This window comes from Streptomyces sp. NPDC019937 (assembly GCF_040631655.1).
Classification (GTDB): Bacteria; Actinomycetota; Actinomycetes; order Streptomycetales; family Streptomycetaceae; genus Streptomyces.
This window is the reverse complement of record NZ_JBEYAL010000020.1, coordinates 55,806-81,085: the sequence shown is the minus strand read 5'-3', so window position 1 is coordinate 81,085 and position 25,280 is coordinate 55,806. Positions and strand designations below refer to the sequence as shown.

Annotated in this window: 18 protein-coding genes; 8 read left to right on the top strand and 10 right to left on the bottom strand. The window is 72.4% G+C overall.

What is annotated here, in order from left to right:
• Window positions 1-80: 80 nt before the first annotated feature.
• The 8 genes from ABZ562_RS21255 to ABZ562_RS21220 all read right to left on the bottom strand — a co-directional run bounded on the left by ABZ562_RS21255 (window position 81) and on the right by ABZ562_RS21220 (window position 9,666).
• Entirely contained in the window at window positions 81-1,142 is a 1,062-nt protein-coding gene (locus tag ABZ562_RS21255) for a glutamate ABC transporter substrate-binding protein (protein ID WP_361481777.1), read from the bottom strand.
• Window positions 1,143-1,162: 20 nt separating this feature from the next.
• Window positions 1,163-2,566, bottom strand: a complete 1,404-nt coding sequence (locus ABZ562_RS21250; RefSeq protein WP_361481906.1) for a hypothetical protein — start codon at window positions 2,564-2,566, stop codon at window positions 1,163-1,165.
• Between the two features lie 132 nt (window positions 2,567-2,698).
• Window positions 2,699-3,784: a BadF/BadG/BcrA/BcrD ATPase family protein gene (locus ABZ562_RS21245; protein ID WP_361481903.1), complete on the bottom strand. Its 1,086-nt coding sequence runs from the start codon at window positions 3,782-3,784 to the stop codon at window positions 2,699-2,701.
• 62 nt (window positions 3,785-3,846) lie between these two features.
• Window positions 3,847-5,109, bottom strand: a complete 1,263-nt coding sequence (locus ABZ562_RS21240) for a 6-phospho-beta-glucosidase (protein WP_361481774.1) — start codon at window positions 5,107-5,109, stop codon at window positions 3,847-3,849.
• Window positions 5,106-6,014 carry a carbohydrate ABC transporter permease gene (locus ABZ562_RS21235; RefSeq protein ID WP_361481771.1) on the bottom strand — a complete coding sequence of 303 codons (909 nt, stop codon included), beginning with the start codon at window positions 6,012-6,014 and terminating at the stop codon, window positions 5,106-5,108. The genes ABZ562_RS21240 and ABZ562_RS21235 overlap by 4 nt, the downstream gene beginning before the upstream one ends.
• 14 nt (window positions 6,015-6,028) lie before the next feature.
• The gene (locus tag ABZ562_RS21230) at window positions 6,029-6,982 is read right to left on the bottom strand and encodes a sugar ABC transporter permease (protein ID WP_361481768.1); all 954 of its coding nucleotides are present in this window, start codon (window positions 6,980-6,982) and stop codon (window positions 6,029-6,031) included.
• A gap of 11 nt (window positions 6,983-6,993) precedes the next feature.
• Window positions 6,994-8,322 carry an ABC transporter substrate-binding protein gene (locus tag ABZ562_RS21225; protein ID WP_361481765.1) on the bottom strand — a complete coding sequence of 443 codons (1,329 nt, stop codon included), beginning with the start codon at window positions 8,320-8,322 and terminating at the stop codon, window positions 6,994-6,996.
• Window positions 8,323-8,442: 120 nt separating this feature from the next.
• Window positions 8,443-9,666: an ROK family transcriptional regulator gene (locus tag ABZ562_RS21220; protein WP_361481762.1), complete on the bottom strand. Its 1,224-nt coding sequence runs from the start codon at window positions 9,664-9,666 to the stop codon at window positions 8,443-8,445.
• Between the two features lie 226 nt (window positions 9,667-9,892).
• Between ABZ562_RS21220 and ABZ562_RS21215 the strand changes: the two genes are divergently transcribed.
• Window positions 9,893-11,830 carry a S53 family peptidase gene (locus ABZ562_RS21215; RefSeq protein WP_361481759.1) on the top strand — a complete coding sequence of 646 codons (1,938 nt, stop codon included), beginning with the start codon at window positions 9,893-9,895 and terminating at the stop codon, window positions 11,828-11,830.
• Between the two features lie 67 nt (window positions 11,831-11,897).
• Here the strand turns inward: ABZ562_RS21215 and ABZ562_RS21210 are convergent, their stop codons facing one another.
• On the bottom strand, window positions 11,898-12,980 hold the full coding sequence (locus tag ABZ562_RS21210) for a mechanosensitive ion channel family protein (RefSeq protein ID WP_361481756.1): 1,083 nt from the start codon (window positions 12,978-12,980) through the stop codon (window positions 11,898-11,900).
• A 420-nt stretch (window positions 12,981-13,400) separates the two neighbouring features.
• Between ABZ562_RS21210 and ABZ562_RS21205 the strand changes: the two genes are divergently transcribed.
• Window positions 13,401-13,937, top strand: coding sequence for an HNH endonuclease (locus tag ABZ562_RS21205; protein ID WP_361481753.1), 537 nt, complete (start codon window positions 13,401-13,403; stop codon window positions 13,935-13,937).
• A 102-nt stretch (window positions 13,938-14,039) separates the two neighbouring features.
• Here the strand turns inward: ABZ562_RS21205 and ABZ562_RS21200 are convergent, their stop codons facing one another.
• Window positions 14,040-17,036 carry a beta-N-acetylglucosaminidase domain-containing protein gene (locus tag ABZ562_RS21200; protein ID WP_361481900.1) on the bottom strand — a complete coding sequence of 999 codons (2,997 nt, stop codon included), beginning with the start codon at window positions 17,034-17,036 and terminating at the stop codon, window positions 14,040-14,042.
• 425 nt (window positions 17,037-17,461) lie between these two features.
• On the opposite strand from ABZ562_RS21200, the gene ABZ562_RS21195 reads away from it, so the two are divergent.
• The 6 genes from ABZ562_RS21195 to ABZ562_RS21170 all read left to right on the top strand — a co-directional run bounded on the left by ABZ562_RS21195 (window position 17,462) and on the right by ABZ562_RS21170 (window position 25,249).
• The gene (locus ABZ562_RS21195; protein ID WP_361481750.1) at window positions 17,462-17,752 is read left to right on the top strand and encodes a hypothetical protein; all 291 of its coding nucleotides are present in this window, start codon (window positions 17,462-17,464) and stop codon (window positions 17,750-17,752) included.
• On the top strand, window positions 17,752-19,929 hold the full coding sequence (gene malQ, locus ABZ562_RS21190; RefSeq protein WP_361481748.1) for a 4-alpha-glucanotransferase: 2,178 nt from the start codon (window positions 17,752-17,754) through the stop codon (window positions 19,927-19,929). The genes ABZ562_RS21195 and malQ overlap by 1 nt, the downstream gene beginning before the upstream one ends.
• Before the next feature lie 349 nt (window positions 19,930-20,278).
• A complete protein-coding gene (locus tag ABZ562_RS21185) occupies window positions 20,279-21,940 on the top strand; it encodes an alpha-L-fucosidase (protein WP_361481897.1) in 1,662 nt (553 codons plus the stop codon).
• Window positions 21,941-21,989: 49 nt separating this feature from the next.
• Window positions 21,990-22,232, top strand: a complete 243-nt coding sequence (locus ABZ562_RS21180; RefSeq protein ID WP_361481745.1) for a hypothetical protein — start codon at window positions 21,990-21,992, stop codon at window positions 22,230-22,232.
• 227 nt (window positions 22,233-22,459) lie between these two features.
• Window positions 22,460-23,434 (top strand): acyl-ACP desaturase, encoded by a 975-nt coding sequence (locus ABZ562_RS21175; protein ID WP_361481742.1) that lies wholly within the window; start codon window positions 22,460-22,462, stop codon window positions 23,432-23,434.
• A gap of 21 nt (window positions 23,435-23,455) precedes the next feature.
• Entirely contained in the window at window positions 23,456-25,249 is a 1,794-nt protein-coding gene (locus ABZ562_RS21170; protein ID WP_361481739.1) for a tetratricopeptide repeat protein, read from the top strand.
• The last annotated feature ends 31 nt before the right edge of the window (window positions 25,250-25,280 follow it).

Sequence of the window (25,280 nt, the reverse complement as noted above, 5' to 3'; positions counted from 1 at the left end):
CGGGCGCTAATCCTTGCCGGTCCCTCAACTCCTGGCCCTCCTCACCAGGCCGCCGGTCCTTGGCTCTCCATCCTTGGCCCTCAATCCTTGTACAGGGGATCCGGAGGTGCCGGGTTCCGCTGTGTCCTGCCGAAATCCTCCGCGAGCCAGGTGCGGTAGGCGCGCTGCCAGGGGCTGTCGGAGCCACCTCTGCGGTAGTCCTCCAGGACCTTGTTGACCCGGCGTACCAGGTCGTCGTCCTTCTTGTTCATCGCCACGCCGTACAGCTCGTCGGTGAATCGGGGGCCGACCAGCTTGACGGAGGGGTCCTGGGCGGCCTGGCCCGCCGCCAGAGCGTTGTCCGTGATCACCGCGTCCACCTGTCCCATCTGCAGTCTGACCAGGCAGTCCAGCTGGTTGGGAACGGGCTTCACCTTGATCGCCCCGAGCGCCTTGGCGCCCTTTTCCGGGTCGTCCAGCACGCCCTCGGCGGTCGAACCCTGCGCCGTGCAGACCCTCTTGCCGCGCAGGGTCGTGTTGTAGCCGGTGATGGACGAGCCATCGGGGACCAGCACCTGCTGTCCGGCCTGGAAGTAGGCGGTGGAGAACGCCACGTCCTTGATCCGGTCGCAGTTGATGGTCATGGTGCGCACCACGATGTCCACCTTGTTCTGCTGGAGGGCCTTGATGCGCTGGCTGGTCGGGATGGTCCGGTAGATGACGGCGTCCGGATCGCCGAAGATGTCCTTGGCGATCGCGCGCACGAGGTCGATGTCGAACCCGGTCAGCTCGCCGGTGGCCGGGTCGCGATAGCCCCAGCGGTAGCTGTTCTGGTCGACGCCCGCGATCAGCTTGCCGACCTTGTGCCCATGGATCCTCCGGTCCTTGATCCGCTCGATGGCCTTACCGCTCGCGCTCGACGGCCGCAGGCTCGCCTCCGGCTTCTCACAGTCCTCCGCCGCCGTCTCGGAACCGGCGCCCAGGGTGTGCGGCCCCAGGCGGGAGCGGTCGGACGGCCGGGACTGCCGGGTGTCACCCCCGCCGTCCACCAGCGCGGGCCCCACGATGGCCGTGGTCACCCCGAGGGCGCACACCACCGCGGCGAGGCCCGAGCGCAGCCGTGTCGATCGCGGTCGTGTCCATCGCAGCCGTGCCGGTCGCATGTCTCCGCCCCCCATCGCCGTCACCGGTACTCCGACAGCCTGCGGCCTATGCCCAGGACCGCGCCCGCCGCGCCCAGCACCGCCAGCGTCCCGGCCCCGGCCGCCATCCCGGTGAACGTCCCGCGCCCGCTGTCGGCGGCCTGCCGGAACTGCCGCTGCTCATGGTCCAGCGCCTTCGCCAGCTCGTCGTCGACCCGGTCGAAGGACTCGCCCGTGCTGTCCTTGGCGCCGATGACCTTCTCCAGCGCGCCCTTGTAGTCGCCCGCGTCGTCGGCGCCGCGCGCCGCCTTGTGGCGGGCCTGCCACGCGCGGACCGCCGTGGCGGCCGCCTCCACCGGCTCCCGGCCCCCGCCGTCGTCCGCGAGCTGCCGCGCCCGGCCCAGCAGGCTGCCCTTGGCGGGACGGCCGCCGGGCTCGCGGCCGACGAGCCCGGCCATCCGGGAGGCGTAGCTGACCTCGTAGGCGTCCTTGCCCTTGTCGGCGCCGTCCTTGTCGACGACGACCGCGCCGCGCGCGACCAGCGTCAGGTTCTCGTCGGCGCGGGCGCGAAGCGAGGCGATCCGCGCCTCGTTGAGCACTCGCACGGACTTCGCCCCGTGGTCGTCGGACTCGTCCAGATCGGCGCGGGCGATGGCATGGCCGGCCACCAGCCACACCAGCACCACCGCGGCGGCGGCGGACGCCCCCAGCAGACCGTGGTTGAACACCCGGTTGGTCCGCCGGTAGTTGCGGCGCTGGGCCCAGCCCAGGGCGGCCAGCGCGGCCACCCCCACCCCTATCGCCACCCAGGGCCAGGACTTCGCGTCCCCGTAGTCCTCGCCGAGCCGGGCGGTCTCCACCTCGTACAGCCGGTCGGCGGCGGGCAGCAGCCGGGTGCGCATCGTGTCGTTCGCATACCGCAGATACGCGCCGCCCAGCGGCAGGCCCTGGCGGTTGTTGGCGCGCGCGGACTCGACCAGGCCCGTATAGACGGGCAGCAGTTGGCTGATCTTCCGTATCTCGGCGCGCGCCGACGCCGAACCGTCGGTGTTGGCCGCGGCCCGCACCAGCAGCTCGGACGCGGTGCCGATATCCCGCTCATACCGCCGCTGCACCGCGGCGGGCTCCTGGCCGCCCGCCAGGAAGCCGCTCGCCGCCGTGGTGTCGGCGTCGGCCAGCGAACGGTAGATCCGCGCGGCGTCCGCGCTCAGCGGCTGGCTGTGCTCGGCCACCGCGTCGGCCGCGGTCTCGCGGTCGGAGACCTGCCAGGCCGTCACCGCCCCGAACGCCACCACCAGCGCGGCCAGCACGGCTCCGATGATCCGCAGCCGCCCGGGCTCCGTCGTGGCCGCGGTCCGCGCCCGGTCCAGGCCCTCCCGCCACGCTGTCCGCGGCGGCGGGGCCGCGGGCGCGGGCGGCGGTGCGGGTCTGCCGATGGCCGACAGATGTGACACAAGACCTCCCCCTTGGTCCGGACCCCACGGTCACTGTCCGCAGAAGTATGGACCGCGCCCCCCGACCAGGTCACCGGTCGTGCCTGGATCTTGCTCGGATCGCGATCTCCCCTCCCACTCTGACTACGCTCGGGAGGGACTTCCGGTTCCCCTTTCGTCACCGTCAGTTTCCGTGACACCCTTTCGCGCACGCTGCGTTGCCGCCTGCGCTGCCGCTCCCTCGGCCCCGTCGTAGTGCGCGCGCAGCCGGGCGTACGCCGCCGGTGGCGCGCCGGTGCGGTCCAGGCCGAGCAGCGCCGCGCCGAGCACGGGCGGGGCCGTGACGACCCGGGGCGCGGCCTTCGGGGCGCGCTCCGCGAGGAGCGCGCGGACCCGGTCGTCCAGCTGCGGATGCCGGGCCGCCAGCACCCCGCCGCCCAGGATCACCGGCGTCTCCTCGGCCAGCAGGTCCAGCCGGGCCAGCGCGACCGTGGCCATCGTGACCACCTCCTCCGCCTGGCGGTCGACGATCGCGCGCGCGACCTCGTCGCCGCCCGCGGCCACCGCGAACAGCACCGGGGTCAGCGCATAGCGGTGGGACGGCTCCAGCCGCCCCAGGTGGACGGCCTCGATCAGCTCGTACATCGTGCTCAGGCCGAAGTGCGCGGGGAGGGCTCGGGCCAGCTCGGTCGGCTCGCCCCGGCCGTCCTCCGCGCGGGCCGCCCACCACAGCGCCTCCTCCGACAGGAAGCCCCCGCCGCCCCAGTCGCCGGAGAGCCGCCCTATGGCGGGGAAGCGGGCGGTGCGCCCGCCGTGGCCCAGACCGGCGCAGTTGATACCCGCGCCGCAGACGACGGCGACGCCGGTCGGCTCGCCGTCGTCCGCGACCCCGGCCCGCAGCAGCGCGAAGATGTCGTTGGCGACCGTGACGGTGTCGCCCCAGCCGTGGCCGGTCAGCGCCTCCGTCAGCTCCTCCTCCTCGCTCGGCAGATCGGCGTTGGCCAGGCACGCGGAGACGTGCCCGACCCGCGGCGGACCGGAGCCGCCGGCCTGCCGTGCCGCCTCCTCCACCAGCCGCGCCAGCCCGCCGACAGCCCGCTCGGTGCCCACGACGGGCGGCCGGAAGCCGCCGCCGCGGGCCGTGCCGAGCACGGTGCCGTCCGGGCCGACGAGCGCGACGTCGGTCTTGCTGTTGCCCGCGTCGATCGCCAGCACGGACGGCCCCGGCACGGCGGAGGAGGCCGGTGCGGAGGCGGTGGAGGCCGGTGCGGAACCGGCCGGTTCGGACTGCGTCAGGCCCACGCCAGGTGCTCCCGGTTGTGCGCGATCAGGTCGTCGGTCAGCTTCTCGGCGTAGTCGATCTGGCCGATGAGGGGGTGGGAGAGCAGCGCCTGGAAGACACGCTCCCGCCCGCCCTTCAACGCTGCCTCCAGCGCCAGGTGTTCATACGCCGTGACATGGGAGACCAGCCCGGCGTACAGCGGCTCCAGGGGGCGCACCGGAAGGGGCTTCGCGCCCCGCGCGTCCACGGTCGCCGGGACCTCGATCACCGCGTCGTCGGGCAGGAAGGGCAGGGTGCCGTCATTGAAGGCGTTGACGATGCGCACTTCCCCGCTGTCGCGCAGCAGCGACGACGTCAGATCGACCGCCGCCTCCGAGTAGAACGCCCCGCCGCGCCGGCTCAGCAGCTCCGGCTTCTCCTCCAGCGCGGGGTCGCCGTACATCTCCAGCAGCTCGCGCTCGATCGCCGCGACCTCCGCCGCACGTGACGGCTTGGTGCGCAGCTCCCGTACGACCGCGTCGTGCTGGTAGTAGTAGCGCAGGTAGTAGGACGGGACGACGCCCAGCCGGTCCACCAGGTCGCGCGGCATCCGCAGGTCGTCCGCGATCGCCGCACCGTGCTCGGCGAGCAGCTTGGGCAGCACGTCCTCCCCGTCGGGTCCGCCGACGCGCACCGCCCGCTCCCAGGTGAGGTGGTTGAGGCCGACGTGCTCCAGCGTCACCTCCCCGGGCGCCACGCCCAGCAGCTTCGCGAACTTGCGCTGGAAGCCGATGGCGACGTTGCACAGGCCGACGGCCCGGTGCCCGGCCGTCAGCAGCGCCCGGGTCACGATGCCGACCGGGTTGGTGAAGTCCACGATCCACGCGTCCGGATTGCGGCGGCGCACCCGCTCCGCGATGTCCAGCACGACGGGTACGGTACGCAGCGCCTTGGCGAGCCCGCCCGCGCCGGTGGTCTCCTGGCCGACGCAGCCGCACTCCAGCGGCCAGGTCTCGTCCTGCTCGCGCGCGGCCTGGCCGCCGACGCGCAGCTGGAGCAGCACCGCGTCGGCGCCGTCCACGCCCGCGTCCAGGTCGTCGGTCCAGGAGATCTTCCCGGGGTGGCCCTGCTTGGCGAAGATCCGGCGGGCGAGCCCGCCGACCAGCTCCAGCCGGTCCGCGGCCGGGTCGACCAGGACCAGCTCCTCCATCGGGAGCGCGTTCCGCAACCGGGCGAACCCGTCGATGAGTTCGGGGGTGTAGGTGGACCCGCCCCCCACGACTGCGAGTTTCAACCCTTGACTCCTGTCAGTGTGACGCCTTCGACGAAGGCTTTCTGGGCGAAGAAGAAGACGATGATGACGGGGGCCATGACCAGCAGCGTCGCGGCCATCGTCAGATTCCAGTTGACGCTGTGCGCGCTCTTGAAGCTCTCCAGCCCGTAACTGAGCGTCCAGGCGCCCGGATTCTGCGCGGCGTAGATCTGCGGGCCGAAGTAGTCGTTCCAGCAGTAGAAGAACTGGAAGAGCGCGACGGCCGCGATGCCCGGCTTGGCCATCGGAACGATGATGCGCAGCAGGGTACGGAACTCACCGCAGCCGTCGACCCTCGCCGACTCCAGGTATTCCTTCGGAATCGTCAGCAGGAACTGGCGCAGCAGGAAGATGGAGTACGCGTCCCCGAACGCCATCGGGATGATCAGGGGCCACAGCGAGCCCGACAGATGGAACTGCTGGGCCCACACCAGATACATGGGCACCACGACGACCTGCGGCGGCAGCATCATCGTCGAGATGACGAGCAGCATGGCGGTACGGCGGCCGCGGAAGCGGAACTTGGCGAGCGCGTACGCGACCGGAATGGACGAGCAGAGCGTGAACAGGGTGCCGAGCACCGCGTACATCAGCGAATTGCGCCACCAGTCGAGGAACCCGGGGGTCCGGAAGACCTCGGCGTAATTCGACCAGTGCCATTCGGTGGGCCACAGGGCGCCGCTCATCGCCTGGCTGTCGCTCATCACGGCGGTCAGGAAGACGAAGACGAACGGCAGCAGGAAGAAGAGCGCCGCGGCGATGGCGACGGTGTGCACGGCGATCCAGTGGAGCGCCGCGCGGCGGCGGGCGGCCGGGGCGGGGGAGCGCCGGGTCCCGGGGCGGACGGGCGCGGAGGGCGCCGTGAGAGTGGTGGTGGTCGCGGTCATGGCGGACGGTCCTCTCAGTCCTCGGCCGACAGCAGGCCGGCGCGCCGGCGCATCAGCAGCGTCGTCACTGCCATGGCGATCGCGAAGAGCACGAGCGAGAGCACGCAGGCGGCTCCGGTGTTGAAGTTCTGGAAGCCGAGCGAGTAGACGAGCTGCGGCACGGTGAGGGTGGAGTGGTCGGGATAGCCGGGCTGGATGACCGAACCGGGCCCGATGGTGACGCCGGAGGCGAGCTTTCCGGCCACCAGCGCCTGGGTGTAGTACTGCATGGTCTGGACGACGCCCGTCACGACCGCGAACATCACGATCGGGGTGATCGACGGCCAGGTCACATAGCGGAACTTGTGCAGCGCCCCGGCGCCGTCCAGCTCGGCCGCCTCGTACTGGTCCTTCGGCACGTCCAGCAGCGCCGCCATGAAGATGACCATGAGGTCGCCGATGCCCCACAGGGACAGCAGGACGAGCGAGGGCTTGGCCCATGCCGGGTCGTTGAACCAGTTGGGGGCGGAGATCCCGACGCTTCCGAGGATGTCGTTCACCGGGCCGGTGCCGGGGTTGAGCAGAAAGACGAAGGCGACCGTGGCCGCCACCGGGGGAGCCAGATAGGGAAGGTAGAACGCGGTGCGGAAGAAGCCGACCCCCGCCTTGACCTTGGTCACCAGAAGGCCGATCCCGAGACCGAAGACGACGCGCAGCGCGACCATCACCGCGACCAGCCAGAGCGTGTTCCACAGCGCCGGGCCGAACAGCGGCATCTGCTCGAATACGTACCGCCAGTTCCGCAGGCCCACGAAGGTCGGGGCCTCGATCTGGTTGTAGTGCATGAAGGAGAAATAGACGGTGGCGATCAGCGGATAGCCGAAGAAGACGGTGAATCCGACCAGCCAGGGGGAGAGGAAACCGAGGGTGCGCAGCCGCCGGCGCACGGCCTTACGGCGCAGGGCGGGGGAGTTCATCACTGTGGCCATGTCGCGCTCCGTCAGTTCTGGGCCTGGAGGTTGTCGGCGTCGATTTCCTCGTCGAGTTCCTTCAGCCCCTTGTCCAGGTCGTGCACCTTGCCCCCCTCGACGCCGTAGGAGAAGTCCTGGAGGGAGACCACGTACTGTCCGCCGTTGATCGAGGCGGGCAGCGCGGTGCTGTATCGGTTCTGCGCGATGTCCAGGAAGGCGCGGAAGGTGGGGTCCGGGTCGAGCTTGGGGGAGGTGAGCGCCGCCTTGGTGGACGGTACGTTGTGGATGGCGTTGGCGAAGGAGACGACCTGGTCGGTGTCGGCGGTCAGGAACTTCACCAGTTCCCATGCCGCGTTCTGGTGCTTGCTGCTGTGCCCTATGCCGATCACCGTTCCGGTGAGATAGCCCCGGCCGTAGGTCTCGGGCTTGTCGTCGGGCACCGGCAGGGGAGCCGTGCCCCATTTGAATTTCGCGCCCTTCATGAACAGGCCGCGCCATTCGCCGTCCATGTGCATGGCCAGCTTGCCGGTGAGGAAGGCGTTCTGCGAGGACATCTCGTCGCCGAAGGTGGTACGGAACTTCTCCAGCGGACGGTAGCCGCCCTGGCGCCGCACCAGATCCCGCGTGGTGGCGAAGAAGTTTTTGGCGGCGCCGCCCTTCGCCAGTCGCGCCTTTCCGTCCTTGCCGAAGTAGGTCGGCCCCCACTGGGCGAAAAGCCGGTCCGGGCTGTTCTGGTAGAGCCGGAAGTTCGGCATGAAGCCGACCCGCTCGTAACCGCCGTTCTTGGTGCGCTTGGTCAGCTTGACGGCGTCCCGCTTCAGCTCCGACATCGTGCGCGGCGGGCGGGAGATCCCGGCTTCCCGGAACGCGTCCTTGTTGTAGTACATCCCGTACGCGTCGGCGAGCAGCGGCAGGGCGCACTGGTCGCCGTCATAGCTGGTGTAGTCCAGCAGCGTCTTGGGGAAGACCTTGTTCTTGTCCAGGCCGGTCTTCTTCATGAACGGGTCGAGATTCACCCACATCCCGGACGAGCAGTACTGTCCGACGTTGTTGGTGGTGAACGACGAGGCCACGTCCGGAGCGTCGTCCCCGCCGGCCCGCAGCGCCTGGTTCAAGGTGGCGTCGGTGACATTGCCGGTCGCCTTCACCTTGATGTTGGGGTGGAGCTTCTCGAACCGGGCGATGCCGGCGTCGATCGCCTTGACCTCGTTCTTGTCCGACCAGCCGTGCCAGAACTTCAGTGTGACGGGTTTGGACGGATCGTCGGTCGCGCTGCCGGTGCTGGGATTGGCGCAACCGGTCAGCAGCAGGGCACCGGCGCTCAGTACCGGGACGAGGACGGCCGGCATTCGGGGCATGGGGGTACTTCCTTTACTGCGGGGGACGGCAGGGGAAGCGGCGGTACGGGCGCCGGATGGATAGTGAATTTCAGGCGGTGATTCTCAGGCGCTCTGAGGCGGTGTCTCAGGCGGTGATTCTCAGGCGGTGTCGAAAACGGTGTTACGCGCATCGGCGACCGCCTGACGCAGCGCGCCGATGAGTATCGGATCCCCCTCGATATCGCTGATCCGCAATTCCGGCCGGGGCAGTGCCAGCCCCGTCAGCTCGGTCTCGACCAGCTCGCGCAGCCGCTCCCCACCGGCCTGCGCGACCTCCCCCGACAGCACCACCAGCTCCGGGTCGACCACCGCGACGACGGAGGCGAGCCCGGTGGCCAGCCGCCGGGCCAGCTCGGTCAGCACCTGATCGCCCGCCCCCGGGGTACGCAGCGCGGTGGCGAGGGCCTTGGTGGCCGTGGGCGCCTCGATGCCGTGCTCCCGGGCCAGCTCCACGACGGCGGGGGAGCCGACCAGCTTCTGGAACCCGCCGCCTCCGTCCGGCGCGGCCGCCGCGTCCGGTCCGCCGCGGGCGAGCGGCGCGCCCGGCAGCGGCATGTAGCCGATCTCCCCGGCTCCGCCGGTGGCCCCGCGCAGCAGCGTGCCGCCGAGCACGATGGCCGCGCCGACCCCCTCGTCGGCCCAGACGAGGGCGAAGTCGTCGAAGTCCTGGGCGGTGCCGTGGTGTTGTTCGGCGACGGCCGCCAGGTTGACGTCGTTCTCGATGACGATCGGCGTGTGCAGCACCTCGGCCAGCTCGTCCCGCAGGGCGCGCGACTGCCAGCCGGGCAGATGCGGCGCGTAGCGCAGCTTCCCGGTGCGCGGGTCGAGGGCGCCGGGGGTGCCGATGACGGTCCCGTGCAGATCGGACCGGTCGAGCCCGGCCGCGGCCAGGGCGCCGTCGACGGCCTCGGCCACCAGCTCCGCGGTGCGGCCGGTCAGGGACTCGTCGGTGGTGGGGGCGGTCACCCGGTGCTCGCCGACCACCTGGCCGGTGATGTCGGCGACGGCGGCGGTGATGCCCTCCTGGTCGACGGCGAGCGCCGCGACATGGGCGGCGGCCGGGTTGATCTCGTACAGCTGGGCGTTGGGTCCGGGCCGCCCGGTCACGTTGCCGGTCGGGCGGACCAGCCCGGCGGACTCCAGGCGGGTCAGCAGTTGTGAGGCGGTCGGTTTGGACAGCCCGGTCAGCTCCCCGAGCCGGGTGCGGGTCAGCGGGCCGTGCGCGGCCAGCAGGTCCAGCGCGGCCCGGTCGTTCATGGCGCGCAGGACCCGGGGGGTCCCGGGCGTGCCGTTGGGGGTGTTGCCGGGGGGTGGTGCGGCCATGGTGGTGCCCCGCCTCACTCTGTTAAGAAACTTTCCTATTGATGAAGAGGAAGGTAAGACGCTTCCGGGGCGACGTCAATGGGTGTGAGCGTCCGGATTTGGTGTCTTCTTGGCGAAGCCATGGACCTGGCATGGACAAGTCACCGAGAGAGTGGCCTATCGACCATATGGATCACTCACAGGGGGTCAGGTGAGATCGTCTTCTTTCAGGTCGTCTTCCTTCCGCATGCGCGCGGCCTTGGTGGTGGCGACGGCACTGCCGCTCACGGTGGGCATACCCGTCGCTCAGGCCGACTCCGCACCGTCCGGACGGGACACCCTGAGCGCGACCAAGCCCGCCTGGGCGACCGCGAGTTCGGACCGGGGGGCCGCCGCCGACAGCGGTAAGGTCGCCGCGCGCGTCTACCTCGCCGGGCGGGACGCCAAGGGGCTCGCGGACTACGCCGCCGCCGTGTCCGACCCCTCCTCGTCCGCCCACGGCAAGTACTTGACGGCCCGGCAGACCCGGGAGCGGTTCGGGCCGACCCGGCAGCAGACCGACGCCGTGACCGACTGGCTGCGCGGCGCCGGACTCACCGTCACCGGCCGCAACGAGCACTACGTCTCGGTGACCGGTCAGGTGGCCGCCGCGGAGAAGGCGTTCGGCACCCAGCTGCACAACTACACCAAGGACGGACAGGTCTACCGGGCCCCGGCCAAGGCCGCCACCGTGCCCGCCTCGCTGAACGGCGCCGTCCTCACCGTCGTCGGCCTGGACAACGCGCCCAAGCGGGCCAGGCACATGGCCACCCAGGGGGAGACGCTGCCGCCACCCGGAGCGGTCTTCAAGAACGCCGGGCCCTTCTCCAGCTACTACGGCTCCCGGACCGACACGAGCCTGCCCTCCGCGTACGGCGCCAAGCAGCCGTACGCCATCAAGGGCTACACCGGCAAGCAGCTGCGCGCGGCCTACGGCGCCACGTCCCGCAACACCGGCAAGGGCGTGACGGTCGCCATCACCGACGCCTTCGCCTCGCCGACCATCGCCGCCGACGCCGCCCGCTACGCGAAGCGCAACGGCGACCCCGGCTACCGCAAGGGCCAGCTGACGCAGGTGCTGCCCGCCGAGTACCGGCACACCGAGGACTGCGACGCGAGCGGCTGGTACGGCGAGGAGACCCTCGACGTCGAGGCCGTGCACGCGCTGGCCCCCGCGTCCGACGTCGTCTACGTCGGCGGCGCGTCCTGCACCGACGACGACCTGCTGGACGCGCTCGCCAAGGTCGTCGACAACCGGCTGGCCGACATCGTCTCCAACTCCTGGGGCGATGTGGAGGCCAACCAGACCCCGGACCTGGCGCTCGCCTACGACCAGATCTTCCAGCAGGGCGCGGTCGAGGGCATCGGCTTCTACTTCTCCTCCGGCGACAACGGCGACAACGTCGCCTCCACCGGCACCAAGCAGGTCGACACCCCCGCCAACTCGGCGTGGGTGACGGCCGTCGGCGGCACCTCACTGGCCGTCGGCAAGAAGAACACGTATCAGTGGGAGACCGGCTGGGGCACCACCAAGACCACCCTCACGGCGGACGGCAGCAACTGGGACTCGCTGCCCGGCGCGTACACCTCGGGCGCCGGAGGCGGCACCAGCAAGACCGTGCCGCAGCCGTTCTACCAGCGCGGTGTGGTGCCCGACGCGCTCGCCCGGGCGAACGGCGGAACCGCCAAGCAGCGCGTCACCCCGGACGTCGCGGCCGTCGCCGACCCCAACACCGGCTTCCTGGTGGGGCAGACCCAGACCTTCCCCGACGGATCGCTCCAGTACGGCGAATACCGCATCGGCGGCACCTCGCTGGCCGCCCCGGTGATCGCCGGCGTCCAGGCGCTGGCCCAGCAGGCGGGCGGCGGACGGCCGCTCGGCTTCGCCAACCCGTCGCTGTACGGCCGGTACGGCACCGCCTCGTACCACGATGTGACCGACCATCCGCTGGGCGCCGGGGTCTCGCTGGGCGTGGTCCGGGTCGACTACGTCAACAGCCATGACGCCTCGGACGGCCTGGTCACCTCGCTGCGCAGCCTCGGCCGCGACAGCTCGCTCAGCGCGGTCGTCGGCTACGACGACGTGACCGGGGTGGGCACCCCGGCCGCCGGATACCTGGCGTCCTTCGGCGCGCACCGCCGCTGATCCGCCGCTGATCCACACCCTGCGCCCGCCGTGCCGCCCGTCCCCTCGCCTCGAGGGGACGGGCGGTTCACTTCGAGGGGGCGGACGGGGTCGTCGTGGGCGGCGCGAGGGGGCTGGCCGCGGCGGACTGCGGCGACTCGGGGTTGGCCAGCGCGGACGGCGCGGTCATGGAGGCAGTCGGGTCGGCCGCCTCGCCCGCCGGATCGCCCTCGGCCGGGCGGCCGACCAGCTGGATGCCCGCCTCGTTCAGCGCCTTCTTGATCCGCCAGCGCAGCTCACGCTCGACGTCGAGGGACTTGCCCGGCATGGTCCTGGCCGAGACCCGGACGATCATGGAGTCCAGGTAGACCGCGGTGAGCCCCAGCACCTCTATCGGCTCCCACAGCCGCTCGTTCCACGGCTCGTCCTTGGCCATGTCCACACCGACCTGGTTGATCACCTCGCGGACCCGGTCCAGGTCCTCGTCGGCGCGTATCTGGACGTCGACCCCGGCCGTCGCCCAGCCCTGGCTGAGGTTGCCGATCCGCTTGACCTCGCCATTGCGGACGTACCAGATCTCCCCGCTGTCCCCGCGCAGCTTGGTGACCCGCAGACCGACCTCGATCACCTCGCCGGAGGCCACCCCCGCGTCGATCGAGTCGCCCACCCCGTACTGGTCCTCAAGGATCATGAAGACGCCGGAGAGGAAGTCGGTGACCAGGTTGCGGGCGCCGAAACCGATCGCCACACCCGCCACACCGGCGCTCGCGAGCAGCGGCGCCAGATTGATCTGCAGGGCGGAGAGGATCATCAGCCCCGCGGTCCCCATGATCGCGAACGAGGCGACGGAGCGCAGCACCGAGCCGATGGCCGCGGACCGCTGCCGCCGCCGTTCGACATTGACCAGCAGCCCGCCGAGCGCGGTGCCGTTCACGGCCTGGGCCGTGCGGTTCATGCGCTCGATCAGCTTGGTGATCCCCCGCCGCACGGCGGACCGTAGGACGAACGCGATCACCAGGATCAGGGCTATGCGCAGCCCGACGCTGAGCCAGGTGGACCAGTTCTCCTCCACCCAGCCCGCGGCGTTGGTGGCGCTCCTGTGCGCATCGTCCAGAGTCGGGGTCGTGGGACGAGGCGTCGAGTCAGCGGCCAGAGCAGCGGACCAGAACACAGCGGAAACCCTTCGTCTACGGCATGCCCGCGCGGATGGCGCACGCGCAATTCCTTCACACAGTAGCCGGGCGCGGGAAAGTGCCGTTCCTGTGTTCGAGAGCGCGCGAGCGCGCCCGGGGGGCGCACGAAGGCAGGGGGAACGGCCTCAGCTCGCGGTTTCCGCCGCCGCCCGGGGCCCGGTCGTCCGCCGGGTGCCCCGGAGGTCGCCCGGGGCCGTGATTCTTGCCACTCCAGCGAAGCTCTAGTGAGCCTCGTGTGCAGTGTGGATGGGTCGTGGGCGGGTCGTATACGCGCGGTACGCGGAAATGCCTCTCAACCGTTAACCCGGTGATAGTGGCGTTCCGGCCAGGGTTCAGGGGAAACTGGGGGAGATCGTCCCGGCGCGAGCCACGCGCCGCCGGCGTACAAGGAGGCATCCGTGCCGCATGTCCTGGTCCTCAACGCGTCGTACGAGCCGCTCGGCGTCGTACCGCTCCGCCGCGCGCTCATTCTCGTCCTCAACGACAAGGCCATCAGCCTCGAGGACTCAGGCGCCCTGATGCACAGCGCAACCCGTGCGATCCCCGCTCCCAGCGTCGTCAGGCTGAAGCGCTTCGTGCGGGTGCCCTTTCGCGGGCCCGTCCCGCTCACCCGCCGCGCCCTGTTCGCCCGCGACGGCGGCAGATGCGCCTACTGTGGTGGCGTCGCAACCAGCGTCGATCACGTCATCCCGCGCAGCCGTGGCGGGCAGCACACCTGGGAAAACGTGGTCGCCGCCTGCCGCAGGTGCAACCACGTCAAAGCCGACCGACACGTCGCCGAGATCGGCTGGCGGCTGCGCCATCAACCCGCGCCGCCGTCCGGCCTCGCCTGGCGCATCATCGGCACCGGCCATAGGGACCCGCGCTGGCTGCCATACCTGGAGGCATTCGGCGCGGACGACGCGATGGCCCGGATCGACGGCAAATCCGCCTGAGATACCGGGCTCGCCTTTTTTGGGGACCGGGTTTTTGGGGACCGGGTTCCGCCGGCAGGTGCCCCCGACCGTTGAGGTGGGGGCACCGCCCGGCGATGGGACCTACCTCTTCGGTTTCCCCGGTTTCTCCGCCGCGTACGCCGCTACCGACCAGAGCGAGTAGCCGAAGCGGGTGCCGCGCTCGATGCCCTGGATCCGGACGAACCGGGTGTCCGGGGCGTCCACTCCCACCATCTCCAGGCCGCCCTTGCCGTCGGTGACGGTCGCCGCCGTGCGCCAGGTGCGTCCGTCCGCCGAGACCTGGACCCGGTAGCGCGAGGCGTACGCGTCCTGCCAGCGCAGATCGAGCCGCCCGAGGTGGGTCGGGCGGGCCAGTTCGAGCTGGAGCCAGGCGCCGTCCTCGGCAGGGGAGGACCAGCGGGTCCCGGGGTCGCCGTCGACGGCCGCGGAGGCCGGGAAGTCGGGGGTCTCGTCGCCGGACGAGGTCGCCTTCGTACCCTTCGCGCGGGCCAGGTCGGGGCCGCTGGTGCGGGGCAGGGCCCGGACGGTCAGCATGCGCTGCTCCGACCCGAAGCGGACCGGGACGGCGTACGTGCCCGACTTGGTGTCCTTGTCGACGGAAATCTCGATCCGGGCGGTCGCCGTGGCCCCGCGCGGGGCCGTCACTCCCTCGGGGGCCCGGGCCGTGATGCCGCGCGGGGTGCGCAGCGTCAGGTCGTCGTTCACATCGCCCGGGCGCAGCGAGGTCAGCTCGGCCTTGAGGGTCGCGGACCGGCCGCCGACCTCGGCGTCCACGGATTCCCGCGACAGCCGCAGCTCGACGGCCGGGGTGTCGGCGAACCAGGGGGTGATCTCGTGCACGGTGGGCGGCGTGGTGCCCGCCGCCCAGCTCAGCCGGACCGCGTCGGCGCGTATGCCCTTGCCGCCGACCTGCGTGAAGCCGTCCGCTGCCAGCGCGCCGAGCCGGTGCCAGCCCTCGCCCGGCACATGGGCCTCGACGGTGCCCGAGCCCTCCGCCGGCCGTCCGGTGAGCGCGGAGACCGACGACAGCGGGCGGGTGCGGCCGAAGCGCACGGTGACCGGTCTGCCCGGGGAGGCCACCGTGGTGGTCGCCTTGCCGTCCGCGGCCGCTTGATCGGCCTCGCGCGTACGGAGCTTCTCCTTGCCGGACCGTTTCACGCCGGACCAGTCGTCCGCCTGGGCCAGGGCCTTCTTCAGGAAGGGGTCCAGCACGTCCTTGCCGACCGTGACCCGGCTGTCCGCGATCTTCTCGCGCAGCCCCTCCACCGCCAGCCGCGCCGTCCAGGCCTTGTCGCCGTCGCCGTGCGCCTGGGCGGTGAGCATGTCCACCGCCTGCACGCCCGCATCGCCGTAGCGCCCGAGCTGGTCGAGCCAGGGCCGTACGTCGTCGCCCAGCGTCCCGGACAGCCGGTCGGGGGCGTCCCGCATGGTGCGGAACGCCGCGCGCAGCCGGTCCGCCGCCCGGTCCAGCCGCCCCACGTCCGTACGGCCGACCGCCGACCAGAAGGCGTCGGTCAGGGGGCGCAGATAGGCGGACTCGTCGCCGCCGAGCACCGAGGACGCGTCGTTCCCGGCGAGCGCGTGCAGCGCCGCGCGGGTCTTGCCGTCCGGCCCGGCCAGGTCGTCGATGGCCGCCTGCCAGGACTCCTGGGGGCGGTAGCCGCGCGGGTTCCAGGCGAAGTCGGCCGCCGTGAACAGCGGGATGCGGGACGCGGTCGGCTGCTCCATGGCGTTGGCCAGTAAGGCGGCGGACTGGGTGGCCACGGCCGGGTCCCGGCCGGTGTAGGGGCCCAGGAAGATCCGGTCCTGGGCGTAGTCGTTGACCGGGTAGTTGTCCATGGTGACCAGCCGGTGCCCGAAGGCGGCCCGGGCGCCGGCCAGCTCACCGCCGGTGATCGTCCTGGGCACCACCCCGACGCCGGTCCAGGCCACCTCGACGGCGGTGTCGAGATCGGCGGCCAGCGCGCGCCGGAAGTCGGTGTCGCCGTCCTGGTAGTACTCGGTCGGCATCAGCGAGAGCGGCGCCGCGTCCGGGTGCCGCCCGGCCAGGTGGCGGGCGACCGCGTTGGCCATCCTGGCCTGCGCCTTCGCCGCCGCCTCGGGGCCGGAGCCGAAGGTGTCGGCGTCCTTGCCGCAGTGCCACTCGCTGTAGCTGACGTCCTGGAACTGGAGCTGGAAGGAGCGCACCCCCAGCGCCCACATGGCGTCGACCTTCTTCAGCAGCGCCTTCAGATCGCTGTCGGAGGAGAAGCACATCTCCTGGCCGGGGGAGACCGCCCAGCCGAGCGTCACATGGTTGGCGCGGGCGCGGGTGGCCAGCTCGCGGAACTCCTCCCGCCGCTCGGCCGGGTACGGATCGCGCCAGCGGGCCTGGCGGTACGGGTCGTCACCGGGCGCGTACAGGTAGCGGTTCTGCTTGGTGCGGCCCATGAAGTCGAGCTGGGCCAGCCGGTCCCGGTGCGACCAGGGGGAGCCGTAGAAGCCCTCGGTGGTGCCCCGGACCGCCGTACCGGGCCAGTCGCGGACGGTGACCCCGGCGAACGCCTTGGCGTCCTGGTCGCCCTTCCGCTGGACGAGCAGCTGGCGCAGCGTCTGGACGGCGTGGAAGAGGCCGTCCGGCCCGACGCCGTCCAGCGCGACCGTGGCCCGACCGTCCACCCGGCCGGTGGCCAGCCGGTAGCCGCCGGACGGGAGATCGCCGCGCTCCGGCGCCCGCAGCGCGCGCAACGCGGTCTGCGCGCCCTTGCCTCCGGCGTGCACCACGAGCCCGCGCGCCGGGGGCGTCCCCCCAGGGGTGGCTTCGGTGACCGTACGCACCCCCGCGTCGTGCAGCAGGGAGCGCAGCGCGTCCAGCGCGTACGGATCGGCGTCGCCGTCGGCTATCAGCGTGGCCTCGCCGGATATCGCCACATCCGTCCCCTGCGCGCGCAGCGACTGGGGCCGCGGCCAGACCGGCGGCACGGCTCCGGCGCCGTTCCGGTCCGGTGTGGAGGTCCCGGCGGTACCGGGTTGATCCACGGGTGCGGCGCTCGCCCCCTGGGCGCCGCCGAGCAATCCGCCGATGACCGCGGCGGCCATGGCCGTCGCCCCCACTGCCCTCGGCTTCTTCCCCCGGAAGTGCACGGGCGTCTCCTCGATTCAGATAGCTGGCCCCGTCGCATCGGCCACAAATGGCGCCAATCGGCGACGAGCCCACCAGTACGCCGGTGAGGGTGTCAACGCGCATGACCGAACTGTCGGCATTGCCGTGACCGCGGTGGTGCCGACGGTTGTGCGCCCCCTGCGGCCCGCCCCCCCTGCGCGCCGTCGTGTCGCCCCCGCAAGTCTGACGGATGAAGGCGGCCTCTGTCCGTAAGCTCTGTGTTCCCGACCCCTCCCAGCCGCGAAATCGCCTGTCCCGGGGGTGTGACGTACGGCACGTCCAGGCATCGTTTACGTCTGCGGCCGGATTGAGTGGGTAGGCCTCGTCATTGACACACTGCCGACACCCCACGGAGGTCCGTGTGGCCGCGTCAGCTCTTCTCCCCACCGCCCTGTCCAAACCCGTGCCCGAGGTCGTCGTGCGCGAGCCGGACCCGTTCGCCGGGGTCTCCGACCCCGACTGCGGTCTGTGCGGCCTGGACGGCTTCGGGTCGGGTGTCGCCACCGAGGCGCCCCTCACCAGCGAACCCCCACTCGCCGACAACATCCCCCTGACCAGCGAGCCCCCGCTCGCCACCGAACTGCCTCTGACCAGTGAGCCGACCGCCGCCGGGACCGGCGCGGGCGCGGCCATGGAGCCGATGGAGTACTGATGGGCAGAGCGCGGCTCGCCGAGCTGCACGGTGTCGCCACCTCTTACGAGCCCGCACCGGGCCGCACCGTCCAGGTGCCCGAGGACACCGTCGTGGCCGTACTCGCCGCGCTGGGCGTGGACGCCTCCACCCCCCGATCAGTGAACGACGCGCTGGACCGGCACGAACGCCGACAGCGCGACCGGCTGCTGCCCCCCTGCGTGGTCCTGCGCCCCGGCGGAACGCCGCGCCAGGCCCTGCCCGACGGCCTGGCCGAGGCCCTGCCCGACGGCACGGAGCTGCGCGTGCGCACCGAGGACGGCGCGCCACGCGGGGGGTGGGGACCGGCGGCCGCCGAGCGCCCGTTATTACCCCCTGACGCGCGCCCGGGCGCGGAACCCCCTCCGGGCGCGGAACTGTCCCTGCGTACGGGACTCCCTCCGGGCACCGAACTGCCCCTGGGCACGCATACCCTCACCGCGTACGCCCCCGACGGGCGCACCGCCACCGCCGCCCTCATCGTGGCCCCCGACCGGATGCCCTCGCCCCCGGCCCGCACCCACGGCTTCCTCGTCCAGCTCTACTCGCTGCTGTCCGCCCGCTCCTGGGGCATGGGCGACCTCGGTGACCTGGCCGACCTCGCCTCCTGGTCCGGGCGCGCCTTCGGCACCGGGTTCATCCAGCTCAACCCGCTGCACTCGGCGGTGCCCGGCACCCCGGCCGCCCCCACCGACCCCTCCCCGTACCGGCCCTCCTCGCGCCGCTTCCCCGACCCCGTCCACCTGCGGGTCGAGAACGTGCCCGAATACACCCACCTCGGCGGCGCCGCCCGCGCGCGGGCCGACCGGCTGCTGGAGGCCGCGGCCGCGCTGCGTACGTCCGTCCTGCGCGACGGCGCCCTGATCGACCGGGACGCGGTCTGGGCCCTCAAGCGCGAGGCCCTGGAGCTGGTCCGGGCCGTCCCCCTGAGCCCCGGCCGCCACGCCGCCTACCGCGGCTTCCTCGCCGAGCGCGGCCGGGCCCTGGAGGACCACGCCCTGTGGTGCGCCCTGGCCGAGACCTACGGCCCCGACTGGCGCGGCTGGCCCGACGGCCTGGCCGACCCGCGCTCCGCCCGCACCGCCCGCGCCCGGGACGAGCACCTGGACCGCGCCGACTTCCACTCCTGGCTCGCCTGGCTCACCGACGACCAGCTCGCCGCCGCCCAGCGCGCGGCCCTCGACGCGGGCATGGGCATCGGGCTGGTGCACGACCTGGCCGTCGGGGTGCACCCCTCGGGCGCCGACGCCTGGGCCCTGCAGGACGTCTTCGCCTCCGGCATGTCCGTCGGCGCGCCCCCCGACGCCTTCAACTCCCGAGGCCAGGACTGGGGCCTCCCGCCCTGGCGCCCCGACGCCCTCGCCACCACCGGCTACGCCCCGTACCGCGAGCTGCTGCGCGGCCTGCTGCGGCACGCGGGCGCGCTGCGCATCGACCACGTGATGGGGCTGTTCCGGCTGTGGTGGGTCCCGGAGGGCCGCCCGCCGACCGAGGGCACGTACGTGCGGTACGACGCGGACGCGATGCTCGGCGTGCTCGCCCTGGAGGCGCACCGGGCGGGGGCCGCGGTCATAGGGGAGGACCTGGGGACCGTCGAGCCCGGCGTACGGGAAACCCTGGCCGGGCGGGGCGTGCTCGGGACGTCGGTGCTGTGGTTCGAGCGCGACTGGAACGGCGACGGCCCGGCCCGTCCGCTCGCCCCCGAGGAGTGGCGCGCCGACTGCCTGGCCACGGCCACCACGCACGACCTCCCCAGCACCGCGGCCCGGCTCACGGGCGACCACGTCGCCCTGCGCCACCGGCTGGGCCTGCTCACCCGCCCGCTCGACGCCGAGCGGGCCGCCGAGGCGGCCGAGGTCGCCGAGTGGACGGAGCTGCTGGGGCGGCTCGGCCTGCTGCCGGAGGGCCCGGGCGACGAGGAGGCCGCGATCAGGGCCGTCCACCGCTTCCTGCTGCGGACGCCCGCGCGGATGGTGGGGGTGTGGCTCCCGGACGCGGTGGGGGACCGGCGACCGCAGAACCTGCCGGGCACGTGGGATCAGTACCCGAACTGGCGGCTGCCGATCGCCGACGCGGCGGGGCGGCCGATGACCCTGGAGGCCCTGGCGTCCTCGCCCCGCCTGCGGGCCCTGATGGCCACCCTCACCGAGCGCGCCTAGCGCCGCGTCAGCCAAGGTTCACCCCGCTCGCCGCCCTGGCACGGCCATCTGTGGCGTTGCCGGATCGACCGAGTAGGCCCGCCCCCGGACTCCGTCCGGGAGGTGCGGCCGCGAGGCCGATCCGGCGCCTTGCATCCGACCGCACCAGGACGCCTCGCTAGCACACCTTGACTGACGCGGCACTAGCCCCCGGACCCCCGACCGCGGGGCTTCGCCCTTGGCGCCGGTTCGTGGGCGGCCTGTGGCCCCGGTTGGGGAGGGGCGGGGTGGGGGATTGCTGTCATGGACACAGCCGCGACCGCAGAGGGGACCCATGCCCGGACGACTCCGCACCCTCGCCCTCGCCGCCATGGCGGCCGCAGCCACGCTGATACCCATGGGCGGCGCCGCCGCCCAGGACGGCTGCGACGCCCCCATCGCCAACGCGTCACAGCACGTCATCGAGGCCTGCGACACCCCCGCCCGCATCATCGACAAGGCCGTCCACACCGTCCCCACCCCCGGCCAGCTCGCCTGGCAGCAGCGGGAGGTCACCGCCTTCACCCACTTCGGCATGAACACCTTCACCGACCGCGAATGGGGCTCCGGCACCGAGGACGAGAAGCTGTTCGACCCCGCCGCGCTCGACTTCGGCCAGTGGATGCGCGCGTACAAGGCGGCCGGCGCCCGGCAGGTCATGCTCACCGCCAAGCATCACGACGGCTTCGTGCTCTACCCCAGCCGCTACACGGACCACGACGTGGCCGCCAGCCCCTGGTGGACCCGCGGCCCCGGGGGCCAGAACCCCGACGGGGACGTGCTCGGCGCGTACGTGAAGGCGGCGAGGGCGGCGGGGCTCAAGGTCGGGGTGTACCTCTCGCCCGCCGACGGGGCCGAGCTGCCGCACGCCTGGCACGCCCAGTGGGTCGAGAAGGTCAGACAGAAGCAGGCGAACGGCGAGCAGCTGTCGCTGCCGGAGCGCATGGCGCTGGAGGACGCGGGCCGCGCGCCCGCCGGGCAGGGCAGGTACGGCAACGGCAGCACGCCCACCGAGCGCACAATCCCCACCCTCGTGCCCGGCGACGACCGCGCTGCCGACGTCGCCTCCGGCAAGCTGCCCAGCTTCCGCTTCACCGCCGACGACTACGACGCGTACTACCTCAACCAGATCTACGAGATCCTCACCCAGTACGGCCCGGTCGACGAGTTCTGGCTGGACGGCGCGAACCCCTGGTCGGGCGCCGGGGTCACGCAGAAGTACAACGTCACCAACTGGTTCCGGCTGATCCAGGACCTCTCCCCGGACACCGTCGTCTTCCAGGGCGCCCAGGGCGTGCGCTGGGTCGGCAACGAGGGCGGCGTGGCCCGCGAGACGGAGTGGTCGGTGACCCCGTCCGCGGTCGATCCCTGGACCGTGATCGGCGGAGGGCTGCCCAACGACTCGACCGACGCCGACATCGGCTCCCGGGCGAAGCTGACCGCCCCCGGCGTGAAGTACCTGCAGTGGTACCCGGCCGAGGCGGACGTCTCGCTGCGCCCCGGCTGGTTCCACCACTCCGCCGAGCGACCCAAGACGGCCGCGGAGCTGATGTCGCTGTACGAGCGCAGCGTGGGCCGCAACGCCTCGCTGCTGCTCAACGTCCCGCCCGCGAGGAACGGCCGGATCGACGACGCCGACGTCGCCTCGCTGACCGCCTTCGGCGCGGCCGTGACGAAGACCTACGGCCCCGGCCTGTCGACCGGCGGCGGGCCCGTGACGTTCGACCGGGTGAGGCTCGGCGAGGACATCCGGTACGGGCAGCGCGTCGAGGCGTTCACCGTGCAGGCGCGGACGGCGGGGGCCTGGCGGGACATCGCCTCCGGCACCACCATCGGCGCGCGTCGCATCCTGGCGCTGCCCGCGGCCGTGACCGCCGACGCGGTGCGGGTGCGGGTCCAGGAGTCCCGCGCGACGCCCCGGCTGCTGCCGGTGACCGTCCACCGGGCGCAGAAACCCCAAGGTCAGGCCGCCCACGGGGCGGAACGGCCTTAAGGGGCACCCCGCGCACGCACCCCGTACGGACGTCCGATAGCTTGAGCGTGTGAGCAACAAGGTCAAAAAGAACGCCGTGCGCGCCGGTGCCGTCATCGCCGCGACGACGGTGATGCAGCTGATGTCGTCCCCCGCGTTCGCGCTCACCCGCGACGACGGTGACGACCCGGGTCCGGGCCTGAGCGTCGCCGAGACGCTGGGCCTCTTCGTCGTCGCCCCGATCCTTCTGTTCCTGGTGATCGCGGGCCTCGTCATGCTGGGTGACAAGAAGTCCCGTCACCAGGCCGACTGACGACGGACGAGCGAAAGACGAAAGCGCTGAACGGCGCTGCGAGGGCGCCCCTGGCCGAACCGGCCGGGGGCGCCCTCGTCGTATGCGCGTATCCGTCCCATATCCGCGGCCGCCACACGCGGAACCGGGCCCGTTTATTTTCGCTTTAACCTACGGTGTCGTAACCTACGGAGCCGTAGGTAAAGCTCGTTGTACCCGTCCCCGTCCCCGTCCCCAGGAGCTTCGTAGTGACCCTCGCCCCCTCCAGCCGCAACGGTCAGGCCGTGTGGAGCGACGCCCAGCTCCTTTACGCGCTCGAAGAGGTCGTCGAGACCGAGCTGAACCGGCACCTGAAGGTCGCCAAGGAATGGATGCCGCACGAGTACGTGCCGTGGAGCGACGGCCGCAACTTCGACGGCGTGATGGGCGGCGAGGCCTGGGCGCCCGACCAGTCCAAGGTCAGCGACGTCGGCCGGATCGCGCTCGTGGTGAACCTCCTCACCGAGGACAACCTCCCCAGCTACCACCACGAGATCGCGACCCTCTTCGGCCGGGACGGCGCCTGGGGCACCTGGGTGCACCGCTGGACGGCGGAGGAGGGGCGGCACGGCATCGTCATGCGCGACTACCTGCTCACCAGCCGCGCCGTCGACCCGGTGCAGCTGGAGCGGTTCCGCATGACGCACATGGGTGAGGGCTTCGAGTCCGACAACAACCACAGCATGCTGCACACCGTGGCCTACGTCGCCTTCCAGGAGCTGGCCACCCGCATCTCGCACCGCAACACCGGCCACCACTCCGGCGACCCGGTCTGCGACCGGATGCTGGCGCGCATCGCCACCGACGAGAACCTGCACATGATCTTCTACCGGAACCTGCTCGCGAAGGCGTTCGAGCTGGCGCCGGACCAGACCATGTGCGCCGTCCGCGATGTCGTCGTCGGCTTCCGCATGCCCGGCCACGGCATGCCCGGCTTCGAGCGAGCCGCCGCGCAGATAGCGATCGGCGGCATTTACAACCTGCGCATCCACCACGACGACGTCCTCCAGCCGGTGCTGCGCTTCCTGAAGGTGCTGCAGATCGGCGGGCTGGGTCCGGAAGGACTCAAGGCGCAGGAGGAACTGGGCCTCTACATGGGCGGACTGGACGACCAGGCCACCAAGTTCGACGAGCGCCGCCAGGCGCTGCTGGCCCGGCGCAGGGCCCGTGCCGAGCGGGATTGATCACTCTGGCACCATCGGGTGATGGTCGATCATCCTTCGCACGGGACGTCCGGCGCGGCCCCTACGGAAACCGCCGGTGAAAGCCGTGACGAGGCAGCCGAGTTGCGGGCCGCGGCGGCGGCCGGGGAACCGGGCGCGTACCGCTCGTACGCCGAACTCCTCACCGGGCGCGGGCAGCTGGACGAGGCCCTGCCCTGGTGGGCCAGGGCCGCCGACGCCGGGGACGCGGACGCCTCGCGCACCCTGGCGATGTGCCACCGGGACCGCGGCGACTTCGCCGAGGCCGAACGGTGGTACCGGAGCGCGGCCGACCGCGACGGCGGCTGCGCCTTCGGGCTCGCCCGGCTGCTGCAGGAGGCGGGCGACCTGGCCGGTGCCGAGGAGTGGTACGGGCGCGGGGCCGCGCTCGGCAGCGTCGCCTGCACGACCAACGGCGCCCTGATGCTGGCCGCCCGGGGCGAGTGGGCCACCGCCCTGGAGCGGCTGGCCGAGGCGTCCGCCGAGGGCGACGACGTCGCCACCCGCGCCCGCAAGGTCATCGAGGACCTGCTCGCGGAGCTGGCGGCCCGGCGCGACGCCCTCGCCGCGGCGGAGACCGCGGGCGACCCCGAGGCCGCGTACGAGGCGCTGCGCGCGCTGCTCGCCCCCGACCGGGCGACCATGTACGACACCTATCCGCACATGGTCGCCGAGGCGGAGGCGCTGTACGCCCGCGCCGCCGCGGTCGGCAGCGTCAAGGCCCTGGTCGACCAGGCCATCTTCGCCGCCCGCGACCCCGGCCGCCGGGACGAGGCCCGCGCCCTGGTGGAGCGCGCCCATGAACTCGGCTACGACGGCGCCGCGTTCGTCCTCGGCGTCTGGTCCGAGGAGCACGGCGACCTGCGGGCCGCGGAGTCCTGGTACCGCGCGGCCGACGAGGCGGACGGCGGCCACTTCTGGGCCTGCTACAACCTCGGCGTGCTGTGCACCCGCCAGCGGCGGCTGGACGAGGCCGAGGAATGGCTGCTGTCCACCGGCGTCGACCCGGAGAACCGGGACCCGTTCTCGGAGAGCGAGGAACGGGTCGTCAGAGCCCTGGAGGACGTCGCCGCCCTCCGCGACGACCCCGGACGGCAGGGCTCCGCCCAGTGGCGCGACCGTCTCCCCGGGCTGCGCGCCCGCGCCGAGGACGGCGGCCCCGACGCCTGGTACGCCTACGCCGAGGCCCTGGATCACGTCCACCGGCTCCCCGAGGCCGCCGAGTGGTACCGCAAGGCAGGCACCCCACGCGCCCTCCTCGCCCTCGGCCGGATGCTGTACCGGTCAGGCGGCGCCAGGGGCACGCTCATGGTGCCGTACTACGAACCCGCCGCCGGCGAGGGCGACGCCTCCGCCGCGTACGACATCGGCCGCATCCACGACGAGGCCGGGAACCGGCGCACCGCCGAGATCTGGTTCCACCGCGCCGCCGGGCTCGGCCACGGGGGCGCCGCGTGGTGGCTCGGCCGGACCTCCGAGGAGCGCGGCGGCGACCCCCAGCAGGCCGAGCGCTGGTACGTCCGCGCCGCCCGCACCGGGCTCGTACCGCCCGCCTTTCTCGCCGGGCGCAGCATGGTCCGGCGCGGCGCCCACGCCGACGCCGTACCGCTGCTGCACGCCGCCCACGACGGCGGCCACGCGGAGGCGGCGTACTGGCTGGCCAAGGCCGTACGGGGGCTCGGCCGCCCGGAAGAGGCCGAGCGGTGGCTGCGCACGGCGGCCGAACGCCACCCCCAGCTCTTGCGCGAGTACGGCGACATGGCCCGCCTCGCCATCCCCGACCCGGTGGACCAGTAACCCCGTTTGTGGGCAGTCGTCCCGCCCCGCG